Source organism: Vibrio sp. SCSIO 43133 (assembly GCF_023716845.1).
Taxonomy (GTDB): Bacteria; Pseudomonadota; Gammaproteobacteria; order Enterobacterales; family Vibrionaceae; genus Vibrio; species Vibrio mediterranei.
Window position 1 is genome coordinate 3188084 of sequence record NZ_CP068024.1, and the last position, 11839, is coordinate 3199922.

8 protein-coding genes and 4 tRNA genes are annotated in these 11839 nt (G+C 44.7%); 4 read left to right on the forward strand and 8 right to left on the reverse strand.

All coding sequences use genetic code 11. The annotated features are described in order from the left end of the window. The first annotated feature begins 58 nt into the window (after positions 1-58). Complete coding sequence (locus JKJ11_RS14885) at positions 59-853, forward strand: cytochrome C assembly family protein (RefSeq protein WP_198558340.1); 795 nt, start codon at positions 59-61, stop codon at positions 851-853. A 104-nt stretch (positions 854-957) separates the two neighbouring features. Continuing rightward, entirely contained in the window at positions 958-2226 is a 1269-nt protein-coding gene (locus tag JKJ11_RS14890) for an HlyC/CorC family transporter (protein WP_006075528.1), read from the forward strand. 64 nt (positions 2227-2290) lie between these two features. On the opposite strand, the gene metH is transcribed toward JKJ11_RS14890, so the two are convergent. Continuing rightward, positions 2291-5968: a methionine synthase gene (metH, locus tag JKJ11_RS14895; RefSeq protein WP_198558341.1), complete on the reverse strand. Its 3678-nt coding sequence runs from the start codon at positions 5966-5968 to the stop codon at positions 2291-2293. A gap of 300 nt (positions 5969-6268) precedes the next feature. On the opposite strand from metH, the gene JKJ11_RS14900 reads away from it, so the two are divergent. Beyond that, positions 6269-7591: a cation:proton antiporter gene (locus tag JKJ11_RS14900; RefSeq protein ID WP_240207103.1), complete on the forward strand. Its 1323-nt coding sequence runs from the start codon at positions 6269-6271 to the stop codon at positions 7589-7591. Positions 7592-7850: 259 nt separating this feature from the next. Here the strand turns inward: JKJ11_RS14900 and JKJ11_RS14905 are convergent. The 7 genes from JKJ11_RS14905 to mutY all read right to left on the reverse strand — a co-directional run bounded on the left by JKJ11_RS14905 (position 7851) and on the right by mutY (position 10921). Next, a tRNA-Asn gene (locus JKJ11_RS14905) sits at positions 7851-7926 on the reverse strand. A 55-nt stretch (positions 7927-7981) separates the two neighbouring features. Beyond that, a tRNA-Phe gene (locus tag JKJ11_RS14910) sits at positions 7982-8057 on the reverse strand. A gap of 7 nt (positions 8058-8064) precedes the next feature. Then, positions 8065-8140, reverse strand: a tRNA-Thr gene (locus JKJ11_RS14915). A gap of 58 nt (positions 8141-8198) precedes the next feature. After that, positions 8199-8274 (reverse strand) — tRNA-Phe (locus JKJ11_RS14920). 125 nt (positions 8275-8399) lie between these two features. After that, on the reverse strand, positions 8400-9533 hold the full coding sequence (gene mltC / locus JKJ11_RS14925; protein ID WP_038224375.1) for a membrane-bound lytic murein transglycosylase MltC: 1134 nt from the start codon (positions 9531-9533) through the stop codon (positions 8400-8402). A 54-nt stretch (positions 9534-9587) separates the two neighbouring features. Then, positions 9588-9860: an oxidative damage protection protein gene (locus JKJ11_RS14930; protein WP_038224304.1), complete on the reverse strand. Its 273-nt coding sequence runs from the start codon at positions 9858-9860 to the stop codon at positions 9588-9590. 14 nt (positions 9861-9874) lie between these two features. Next, positions 9875-10921 carry an A/G-specific adenine glycosylase gene (gene mutY / locus JKJ11_RS14935; protein ID WP_252038395.1) on the reverse strand — a complete coding sequence of 349 codons (1047 nt, stop codon included), beginning with the start codon at positions 10919-10921 and terminating at the stop codon, positions 9875-9877. Positions 10922-11074: 153 nt separating this feature from the next. Between mutY and trmB the strand changes: the two genes are divergently transcribed. Next, a complete protein-coding gene (gene trmB / locus JKJ11_RS14940; RefSeq protein WP_006075540.1) occupies positions 11075-11794 on the forward strand; it encodes a tRNA (guanosine(46)-N7)-methyltransferase TrmB in 720 nt (239 codons plus the stop codon). Positions 11795-11839: the final 45 nt, after the last annotated feature.

Here is an 11839-nt window from a genome sequence, read left to right on the forward strand (position 1 = left end):
CTCATTGAGTCGATGCAGGGTATAATTCCAGCTCTAAGCAATCGATTTTTTAGGAAAAATGGACAGTTTAATCGCAATTGCGGCCGCTATTCTTTATGTGCTGGCCATCGTTACAATTATCCCAGGCTTGGTCCACCAGGTCGGGATCCGTACAAAAACTGTTCTCGTCAGTGCGGTTTTAGCACTAGCTTTTCATGCGTGGCTACTCAGTGATCTCATCTTAAGTGGCAGTGGACAAAACCTCAGCATCTTGAATGTCGCTTCATTAATTGGCTTCATTATTTCGCTGTTTATGAGCGTTGCCATGCTTAAAACGCGAATTTGGTTCTTATTGCCTGTGGTTTACGGCTTTGCCGCCATTAATCTCTCCGCCGCCGCTTTTGTTCCAACTGCGTTTATTACTCACTTGGAGCATAATCCAAAACTGCTGATTCATATTTCGTTAGCACTTTTTTCCTATTCTACGCTCTCCATTGGTGCGCTTTACGCAATTCAATTAGCGTGGCTTGACCATAAGCTTAAGAATAAGAAAGCACTGACCATTAATCCTAATCTTCCACCTTTAATGATGGTTGAAAGACAGCTTTTCAAGATCATTTTGATTGGCACTGGTCTGCTTACAGCAACGCTTCTTACTGGTTTTGTGTTTGTTCAAGATATGTTTGCTCAAGGCAAGGCTCACAAAGGTGTACTTTCGTTCTTGGCTTGGATTATCTACTCAGTATTGCTTTGGGGACATTACCGCAAAGGATGGCGCGGCAAAAAAGTGACTTGGTTTGCCGTTGCAGGCGCAACCTTGCTCACTCTAGCTTACTTCGGTAGCCGATTCGTCAGGGAAATCATACTAAGCTAAATGGCTTGATATGCTCTACTTGGCACACTACGAATGTCGCGTTGACAACACAGTATAAATGGTTCATTAATTAACCAGCTATTAACTAAAGGAATTTTGAAGTTTTGGACGACATTTCGACCGGTATTTTGTTTGCAATCCTTGCAGGTCTAATTGTAATTTCCGGCTACTTTTCCGGCTCAGAGACAGGGATGATGTCTCTGAACCGCTATCGACTTAAACATCTTTCTAAGACAGGCCACAAAGGCGCGAAACGCGTCGAGCGCTTACTCAATCGCCCAGATCGGTTGATTGGGTTAATTCTCATCGGTAACAACCTCGTTAATATTCTCGCCTCAGCCATAGCCACCGTCATCGGTTTACGCCTTTATGGTGATATTGGTGTCGCCATTGCCACAGGTGCACTAACTCTGATTATTTTGGTCTTTGCCGAAGTCACACCGAAAACGCTCGCCGCCCTGTATCCAGAACGCGTCTCTTTTATGAGCAGTATCTTGCTGACCATTCTGATGAAGGTTCTGTCTCCTCTGGTTGTTTTAGTTAACTTTATTACTAACGGCTTCATTCGCTTGTTGGGTATTCGCGTTAATCACAATGATGAAGATCATTTAAGCTCGGAGGAGCTGAGAACAGTAGTTAATGAAGCTGGCTCGCTGATCCCACGACGTCACCAAGATATGCTGATTTCTATTCTCGATCTTGAACACGTGACCGTGAATGACATTATGATCCCTCGCAACGAGATTACTGGCATCAATATTAATGATGATTGGAAATCAATTGTTCGTCAGTTAACCCACTCACCTCATGGTCGTGTGGTGCTGTATCGAGATCAGATTGATGAAGTAGTTGGGATGCTGCGTCTACGTGAATCTTATCGTTTAATGTTGGAGAAAAACGAATTCACCAAAGAAACCCTGCTCCGAAGTGCTGATGAGGTTTACTTCATTCCTGAAGGGACGCCACTCAACGTGCAAATGCTAAAGTTCCAACGTAATAAAGAACGCATCGGACTGATCGTTGATGAATACGGTGATATTAATGGCCTCGTCACCCTAGAAGACATTCTCGAGGAAATCGTTGGTGAGTTCACAACTTCAATGGCGCCAACACTCTCTGATGAAATTACGCCACAAGGGGACGGCAGCTTCTTGATCGAAGGCAGCGCCAACATCCGAGACATTAATAAAGGCCTTAAATGGAACCTACCAACAGATGGCCCTAGAACATTGAATGGTTTAATGCTGGAGTATTTGGAAGATATTCCTGAAAGCCACCTGAGTGTTCAAGTTGCAGAGCATCAAATGGAAATTGTTGAACTGGAAGAGAACCGTATCAAGATGGTCAAAGTTTTTCCAAAGAACAAAAAATAACCAACCTGTATTAAAAGAAACGGCACCAAAAGGTGCCGTTTTCTCTACTTCCAAATGGAACAACCTAGTTGATATTAGGCCCTAACCACTTCTCAGCTTCCGTTTGATCCCAACCTTTACGATCAGCATAGCTGTCTACCTGATCTTGTTGAATCTGTGCAATTGCAAAGTATCGAGAGTCAGGGTGTGAGAAATACCATCCGGACACAGAAGCTCCAGGCCACATCGCATAGCTAGAAGTCAGTGACATACCGATAGTTTGCTCGACCTCGAGTAGCTCCCACAACGCACCTTTTTCCGTATGCTCTGGACAGGCTGGGTAGCCAGGGGCTGGTCGGATACCTTGGTACTTTTCACGAATCAGATCGTCATTAGACAGGGCTTCATCTGCTGAGTAACCCCAGATCTCTTTACGAACTTTCTCATGCATGTATTCTGCAAACGCTTCTGCCAAACGATCAGCAACCGCTTGGATCATGATCGCATTGTAATCGTCACCTTGAGCTTTGTACTCGTCAGCCAGTTCACGCTCACCAATACCACCGGTTACCGCAAACGCACCAATCCAATCTTGCTTACCACTTTCTTTTGGTGCTACATAATCAGAAAGACAGTAGTTGAACCCTTTAGGCTTTTCAGTTTGCTGACGCAAGTTATGCAGTACTTTGCGAACTTGGGTGCGAGTTTCATCAGTGTATACTTCAATATCATCTCCGACAGATGCCGCTGGGAACAAGGCACACATGCCACTTGCTTTTAGCAAGCCTTCACGTTCAACTCGGTCTAGCAACTCATTGGCATCATGGAACAATCGTTTAGCTTCTTCACCTACCTCTTCATGCTCTAGTATCGCAGGATACTTGCCCACCAGCGACCAAGTCATAAAGAACGGGGTCCAATCGATATAATTTCTTAGTGTTGCGACCTCAAAGTTCTCGAATACATGCACACCCGGCTTCGCTGGAATTGGTGGCGTGTAGTTTTGCCAATCGATAGCCACCTTGTTTGATCTAGCTTCTTCAAGCGTCACCGGTTTAGTTCTTGGCTTTTTACGGTTGTGCTGATCGCGCACGCGTTCATAATCGATATCAAGCTTTTCAATGAAGGCCGGTTTAAGCTCTTCAGATAACAGTGAAGTACAAACACCAACCGCACGAGAAGCGTTATTCACGTAAACAACGGGTTCACTGTAGTTCTGTTCGATCTTCACCGCCGTGTGCGCTTTGGATGTAGTAGCACCGCCTATCAACAGTGGCAATGTGAAGCCTTGACGCTCCATCTCTTTTGCCACATGGACCATCTCATCAAGAGACGGAGTAATCAGTCCGGACAGACCGATAATATCCACGTTCTCTTCTTTGGCGACTTTAAGAATCGTTTCGCACGGCACCATAACGCCAAGATCAATGATTTCGTAGTTGTTACATTGCAATACAACACCAACGATGTTCTTACCAATATCGTGAACATCGCCTTTAACTGTCGCAAGTAAGATCTTACCGTTTGAAGAACCTGCTTGTTTCTCTGCATTAATAAACGGTTCTAGGTGGGCAACCGCCTGTTTCATAACACGAGCGGATTTTACAACCTGAGGTAAGAACATTTTGCCTTCACCAAACAGATCACCCACCACGTTCATGCCATCCATTAATGGCCCTTCAATGACTTCCAGAGGTTTAGACGCATTAACACGCGCCTCTTCGGTATCTTCAACAATAAACTCAGTGATACCTTTTACCAAAGCATGCTCTAAACGCTTTGAGACCGGCCAAGTGCGCCATTCAAGTGCACTGGCATCCTCCTCTTTGCCCACACCCTTATTGGCATACTCAGCGGCAATATCAAGCAGTCTTTCGGTGCCATCATCACGGCGGTTAAGTACGACATCTTCAACCGCTTCACGCAATTTCTCAGGCACATTGTCGTAAATCTCAAGCTGACCAGCATTTACGATACCCATGTCCATACCATTTTTAAAACAGTGATAAAGGAACACGGCATGAATGGCTTCGCGGACATAGTTGTTACCGCGGAAAGAGAACGAGACATTAGACACACCACCAGAAATCATGGCATGTGGAAGGTCACGTTTAATATCGGCAACGGCTTCAATGAAATCCACAGCGTAGTTGTTGTGCTCTTCTATACCTGTCGCCACTGCGAAAATGTTAGGGTCAAAAATGATATCTTCAGGTGGAAAACCAACCTCATCGACCAGAATATTGTAGGCGTTGGTACAAATTTCTAGCTTACGCTCACGTGTCTCTGCTTGACCAATTTCATCAAACGCCATCACGATAACCGCAGCACCGTAGCGCCTGATTAACTTCGCTTGCTCAACAAATTTCTCTTTGCCTTCCTTCATGGAAATCGAGTTAACGATGCCTTTACCTTGAATACACTTCAGGCCAGCTTCAATCACTTCCCATTTTGATGAGTCAACCATGATTGGTACTTTAGAGATTTCAGGCTCAGAAGCACACAGGTTTAAGAATCGAACCATGCACGCCTCAGCATCAAGCATGCCTTCATCCATATTGATATCGATGATCTGCGCGCCATTTTCAACTTGCTGACGAGCAACCTCCAACGCTTCGTCATATTGCTCTTCTTTAATTAGGCGCTTAAATCGTGCAGAGCCAGTTACGTTAGTACGTTCACCAACGTTAATAAATAAAGAGTCTTTCTCAATCGTCAGTGGCTCTAACCCTGATAGTCGACAAGCTACAGGTAGCTCTGGTAGAGGACGAGGAGTGACGCCTTCAACGGCATTCGCCATTTGACGAATATGCTCAGGTGTCGTACCACAACAGCCACCAACGAGGTTTAGGAAGCCACTGCGCGCCCACTCACCAATGTGCTCTGCCATATCTTCTGGCGACAAGTCATATTCACCAAAGGCGTTAGGTAAGCCTGCATTAGGGTGAGCAGAAACAAAGCTCTCGCCAATACGCGACATTTCTTCAACATATTGCCTAAGCTCATCAGGGCCTAAAGCGCAGTTTAAGCCAAAGGAAAGCGGTCTTACGTGACGTAACGCGTTATAGAAAGCTTCTGTTGTTTGACCTGAAAGAGTTCGTCCGGATGCATCGGTAATTGTGCCCGAAATCATCACTGGCAGTTCATAGCCAAGCTCTTCGAACACAGATTCGACGGCAAAAGCACACGCCTTCGCATTGAGTGTATCGAAGATAGTTTCGATAAGGATGAGGTCTGAGCCACCTTTGATCAGTGCATGTGTTGATTCTGAATACGCTTCTACCAATTCATCAAACGTGACATTACGATAACCAGGATCATTTACATCGGGAGATATTGAACAGGTTCTGTTGGTTGGGCCAAGTACACCAGCAACATAACGAGGTCGGTCTGGCGTTTTAGTCGTCCACTCATCTGCGGCTTCACGAGCCAGCTTTGCCGCTTGGTAGTTAATTTCCTCGCTGAGCGATTCCATATCATAGTCGGCCATTGCTATCGTGGTAGCGTTAAAGGTATTGGTCTCTAAGATGTCCGCGCCGGCTTCCAGATAAGCACTATGGATCTCTTTAATAAGTGCTGGCTGAGTCAATACTAAAAGGTCATTGTTACCCTTCAGATCACTCGGCCAATCAGCAAAGCGCTCACCTCGGTAGTCTTCTTCCTCAAGTTTATAACCCTGAATCATGGTGCCCATACCACCATCAATCAGTAGAATTCGTTGCCTTAGCTGACTCTCTATTTGTTGTCTTACGTTACTTCCCACGATACTGCCTCATTCCTTGCTTATGCCGTCATCGTATCATAGATTTTTTAGAAATCTAGACGTCTAAAAATCTTTCTAGTCTTATTATCTTCCACGTTATCTAACTAAAAGGACTGACACAAGCGCTTCTATATTCTATCCACTGACTACAATTTCATTTCGGTTATGAGAAAAATCCGCAAGTTACCTCATTAAGCTCTAATCTATAAACAAGAGGAATGAATTCAAAAATAGTGATTGATATTCCTGCAAGAGAAGCACAAAATCCCATTAACATTTTTTTACAAACTAGGTGGAGTGATGTCCGTTTATCAGACTTTATGTTTTTTGTCGGCAGCGGCAATGTTAATTGCCTTTGTAAACAGCAAGATAGGAAAAATGCAGACTACGATAGCCATCACAGCTGGTGCAATGATGCTGTCGCTGCTCATCTTGATTGCTGGCCAAAACGATTGGTTTCAACTTACTGAGATTGCCACAGAGACCGTAGCTGATATTGATTTTGAAGACTTCCTTCTACAAGGGATCCTTGGTTTCTTACTCTTTGCAGGTGGTTTGGGTATTAAATTGCCTCACTTAAAAGATCAGAAATGGGAAATCACCGTTCTCGCACTCGGTGCCACACTATTCTCGACCTTCTTCATCGGTTTTGTGCTGTATGGATTTTGTAATGTCATTGGCATTCAGTTTGATCTCATCTACTGCTTGCTATTTGGTGCTCTTATCTCTCCAACGGACCCTATCGCAGTATTGGCAATCGTCAAAAAGCTCAAAGCGCCTGAACGCGTTTCAACGCAGGTTGAAGGTGAGTCACTGTTTAACGATGGTTTCGGTCTGGTTATCTTCGTCACTCTCTTTACGATCGCTTTTGGCAGTGAGACACCAACTGTCGGCAGCGTGACTATGTTGTTCTTACAAGAAGCTCTGGGCGGTATCTTATATGGCTTTGTTTTAGGCTTAGTATTCCACTACCTAATTAGCTCGACCGACGACCACTCTATGGAACTACTACTTACCATAGGTATCCCAACAGCCGGCTATGCTTTTGCAGAAGTGCTTCATGTTTCAGGCCCATTGTCGATGGTGGTGTCAGGCATTATGATCGGTAACTGGACTCGTTATATCGGCTTTTCAAAAGAAACAGAAGACCACCTAGACCACTTCTGGGAGCTTGTTGATGAGTTTTTAAATGGCGTACTGTTCTTACTTATTGGTATGTCGATGCTGCTGTTCCAATTCCATCAAGAAGACTGGATTTTGATGGCCTTCTCTATTCCTCTGGTTCTTGGTGCACGCTATTTAAGTGTCGCACTGGCCTATGTAGGCTTTAAACGCTATCGCACTTATAACCCTTGGTCAGTTCGAATTTTAACGTGGGGAGGCCTACGCGGCGGTCTTGCTTTAGCAATGGCACTCTCTATTCCATCGGGAATTTGGGTTATCGAAGACAAACTTATCGACGTTAAAGAGATAATTCTTGTTATGACCTACTCTGTGGTGGTTTTCTCTATTCTTATTCAAGGCTCCACCATTACACCTATGATTGAAAAAGCGAAGCTTGCAGAGAAGGAAATGGCGGCAAAGAAAGCGGCTCAAGAGCAAACCAACGCCCATCAAGAATAGCGAGTCTTTAATATCTACCAATAGCCTCACCTTATCGGTGGGGCTTTTTTATGAAGATAGTAATGAAGCAGTAATACTAAAACACATCAAAAGCAAAATAGGCCGTATCTTATGATACGGCCTATTTATAAGTGGCTTCACTGACCATGCACTCGTAGCGACATACTACGGGGCTACTTAGGTCAGCGACATCAAGCTTGCAAAGCTTAGGAGCGCAAATGCAAAAAGACCGCATCTTTCGATGCGGTCTTTTTTAAAGTGGCTCCCCCTGCGGGACTCGAACCTGCGACATACGGATTAACAGTCCGCCGTTCTACCAACTGAACTAAGGGGGAATTATTTGTGTAAGCACTGGTCATTAAGACCACTATTTGCTTAAGCACCAAATAATGGTGCCTCGAGGCGGAATCGAACCACCGACACGAGGATTTTCAATCCTCTGCTCTACCGACTGAGCTATCGAGGCAAATAAATGGTGCCGACTACCGGAATCGAACTGGTGACCTACTGATTACAAGTCAGTTGCTCTACCTACTGAGCTAAGTCGGCGACACTTTATTTTGCGTTGCTCGTGCTAATTTATATCAACACCAACAATATCAAATTGTGGTGCCCGGAGGCGGAATCGAACCACCGACACGAGGATTTTCAATCCTCTGCTCTACCGACTGAGCTATCCGGGCAACGGAGCGCTATTAAACGGATTTTCCGGTCTCCCGTCAACGCTTTTTTGAAAAAAACTTCAAAAAAGCGTTCAAGCGCTGCATTTTTCATCGAATCGTATTCGTTTTGCGCAGATCGGGACAAATTAGCCTTTTCCAGCATTAAAATCTTTTTTGAATTTAGTTACTTTCTCCAAATAACGTCGCGCTTCAGCATTCGGGTGTTTTTTAGTCAACGCCCAATAAACTTGATTCGGTTGCAACGAATTGAGGTCGTTCATCGCTCGCTTTCTGTCACTATGGAATGTTTTCAGCACCCCTCCCGTCCCGCCGTTATATGCGGAAATCATACTGTACTCCAACGACAGTGGATGCCTAACATCTTTCAAGTAGCGATTTTTTAGAATGTAGAAGTACGCCGTTCCAGTATCAATATTCTGTTCAGGGTTGAACAAATACTCTGGCGTCGGCTCTCCCGGTTTGTTTTTGACAAGATTAAACACATCTCGACCCGCAGTCTTTGGCACCACCTGCATCAAACCATAGGCATTAGCCCAGCTAACCGCATAAGGGTTAAAGCTACTTTCTGTTTTTATAATCGCGTAGATAAGATCTTCTGGGATGTCATAGCGCTTAGAAGCCCGGCGTACGATATCTGCATACTGGTAACTACGCTGTTTAAAGTGATCCGCTACCATAGGGATCTCAACGTAGTATGCCTTCTTGAAATCTACGTTTTTGGTCTTTAACTTATTCGCAATGAGATAATCGGCAAAACGGTTAGCACGCCATGTCCATTGGATTGGTTTTTTCTCTTGGTCGACAACCTGGTTATAAAGGAATGGCTGACCTTCTAACTTAATGGCCTTAGACGAGAACAAGTCAACGCTTGATGGATCATCAGGCGTCAAAAGCGTTGTCACGATAGCGGCCTTAAGGTGCTTCTCCGGCTCGGTTGGAGACACGGTTTCAATCGTGATAAGACCTTTGCTAAAGTTAACTTCGGCGCGGCTCAAGTAGTTATCAATGTATTTCACATAATTACTTTTACCAGCAACCTTAACTTCGCGACTACCCCAGCGCTTCTGGATATTACCGTTAAAGCTGTTGATCAGCGCGTCCAACGCCTTTGTGTCTTTTACATATTGGCCTGGGAGTTCGGCTAAGTTCTTAGCAAAGCGGTTGGTTGGCTCGTAGTTAACATCATATATCTTCTCGATAAATTCGCGGCTACAGCCCACCAGCAATAGGGGAACCAGAAAGTAGATTAACTTCTTCATAGACAACATTAAAAACACCACCCAAAAGGTGGTGTTTGATTTATTCCTTGTAGATTACTCTGACGGCGGCGTGTAGCCGTCGATGACGACATCCTTTCCTTCAAATAAGAAGTTCACCATTTCAGTTTCAATCAACTTACGATGCTCGGGATCCATCATGTTGAGTTTCTTCTCATTGATCAGCATGGTCTGCTTAGACTGCCATAAAGCCCATGCTTCTTTCGAAATGTTATCGAAGATACGTTTACCCAATTCACCTGGGTACAATTGGAAGTCGAGACCTTCAGCATCTTTCTGTAGGTGAGCACAAAAAACCATACGGCTCATATTGTTATCCTCAATTAATGTCGTTGTAAGGTTTCAATTAGCGACTTAACTGGTGCCGCTAATCCAACCTTTTCTGGATTAGTTATGTTATACCAAAGACCTTTCGACTCTTCCATCACCATTGTTGGAAGCTGGTTAAGCGTCACGACGATTGGCGTTATATCGAGGTGATAATGGCTGAATGTGTGTCGAAAAGCGATTTCAACCTCTCTGGATTTGATATTTCGCTGTTGGATACCATATTGCTCCAACACCTCATCAATATCCGCGCTAGGACTCTCAGGGAAGCAAAACAAACCACCCCAAATCCCCGTTTGAGGCCTTTGAGCCAGCCAGAGTTCATCTTGGTGTTTTAAAATTACAAACCAAGTCTCTTTTTCAGGTTTGGTTTTCTTCGGTTTCTTTCCCGGGTAATCAAGAGGATTCCCCTGCTTATTAGCAACACAGAAGCTTTCTACGGGACACAATGTGCATTTTGGTCGACTTCTGGTACAAACCATCGCCCCCATATCCATCATGGCTTGATTGTACTTATCTGTGTCTTCTGCCGGTGTATGTTGCTCAGCAATTTGCCACAGTTGATTTTCTACTTTTTTTTGCCCAGGCCACCCTTCCACAGCAAAACTGCGAGCAAGAGTGCGCTTTACGTTGCCATCAAGAATTGCATGAGGAAGTTTATATACCGATGACAAGACCGCTGCTGCGGTTGAACGCCCCACCCCGGGAAGTGCATTCATAGCTTCAAGAGACAATGGAAATTCACCACCATGTTGCTCAACCACAACTTGAGCAGCCTTATGAAGGTTACGAGCACGGGCGTAGTACCCTAGTCCCGTCCATAGGTGCAGCACTTCATCTTGAGGCGCTTTAGCTAGAGACTCTACGGTGGGGAAATGCTCCAAAAACCGTTCATAATATGGAATGACGGTGGTCACTTGTGTCTGTTGCAGCATGATTTCCGACAACCACACCTTATAGGCGGTCTTTTGTTGTTGCCACGGTAGCTCTTTGCGACCGTACTTCTCATACCAATCTAATATCGCGCGTGCAAAAGGCGTCACAATTACTCTCATCTCTCTTATAATTTGCTAGAAATTGCACCACACTTAGTAACAGAAGTAAAACTGCGTGAAATTCTGATCCGATAATGCTTGCTTGCGAGCAAATTCTTTGGATAATTCCCGCTCTGATTATTGAATGAACAGGCTAAACCAATGAGTGAAGTGACTACTAACGAATACACAGAAGATGGCAAACTGATTCGCAAAGTTCGCAGTTTTGTTCGTCGTGAAGGACGCCTAACCAAGGGCCAAGAATCGGCGATGGAAGAGTGCTGGCCTACAATGGGTATTGATTACCAAGAGTCACTACTCAACTGGGAACAGGTATTTGGTAACAATAACCCTGTTGTTCTTGAAGTTGGTTTCGGCATGGGCGCTTCTTTGGTCGAAATGGCAAAGAACGCACCAGAAAAGAACTTTATTGGCATTGAAGTACACAGCCCAGGCGTAGGTGCATGTCTATCATCAGCGCGCGATGCTGGTATTACTAACCTGCGTGTTATGTGTCACGATGCGGTTGAAGTCTTTGCCAACATGATTCCGGACAGCAGCCTAAGTACAATGCAGTTGTTCTTCCCTGACCCATGGCATAAAAAGCGTCACCACAAACGTCGTATTGTGCAGTTAGATTTTGCTGAAATGGTAAGAACTAAGCTTATTCCAGAAACAGGCGTATTCCACATGGCTACAGACTGGGAAAACTATGCCGAGCATATGGTCGAGGTAATGAACCAAGCACCTGGCTATGAGAATATTGCTACTGATGGTGACTTTGTACCACGTCCAGATGATCGTCCTTTAACAAAGTTTGAAGCTCGCGGTCACAGACTTGGTCATGGTGTTTGGGATATCAAATATCGCCGCACAGCTTAAGTTTCGATTGCTAATCGAATTCTAATCCTGAAAAGCCAACCTCCC